The organism is Myxococcus sp. CA005 (assembly GCF_006518205.1).
Classification (GTDB): domain Bacteria; phylum Myxococcota; class Myxococcia; order Myxococcales; family Myxococcaceae; genus Myxococcus; species Myxococcus xanthus.
This window is the reverse complement of sequence record NZ_SRLV01000212.1, coordinates 1-470: the sequence shown is the minus strand read 5'-3', so window position 1 is coordinate 470 and position 470 is coordinate 1. Positions and strand designations below refer to the sequence as shown.

Below are 470 nucleotides of genomic sequence, written 5' to 3'. Positions count from 1 at the left end.
ATTCGATGGCTGCCACCCGGTACTCGCCATCCTCCAGCACCAGCCGCACCGCGCGCTCGCCCCCCAGGGGGAACAGCGCTTCACCCGCCGCCACGCGCACGTGGGTGTTGAGGGCCAGCCGGGCTCGGCGCAGGCGCTCCCGGGCCAGGGGCTCGCGCTCGAAGTCCTCTTTCAGGCGCTCCGGCGTATAGCGGGCCCTCAGCGGCGAGGCGAGCAGGCCCCACGCGCCCTTCCAGTCGCGGGACTCCACCTGGTCCAGGAACTTCTTCAGCGCCGCGCGGGGCACGTCCGCGGGGCGGGACTCCACCACGCGCCAGTCCTCTCCCTGGCGGGCCAGCGTGACGGACGGGGCCCGGGCCTCCAGCACGCCCGAGCCTGCCCGGACGGCGGCGGCGCGCTCCTTCCGGGCGGCCTCGACGGAGTACTCGTCCAGGAAGGCCCCCTCGCCCTCCGGGGTGCCGGTCGTCAGG

The 470-nt window shown here is 75.5% G+C and carries 1 protein-coding gene; it reads right to left on the bottom strand.

Features of this window, described 5'->3' with window-relative positions:
- Window positions 1–470: hypothetical protein (locus FMQ63_RS37730; protein ID WP_141277066.1), on the bottom strand; the 470-nt coding region annotated here is incomplete at both ends.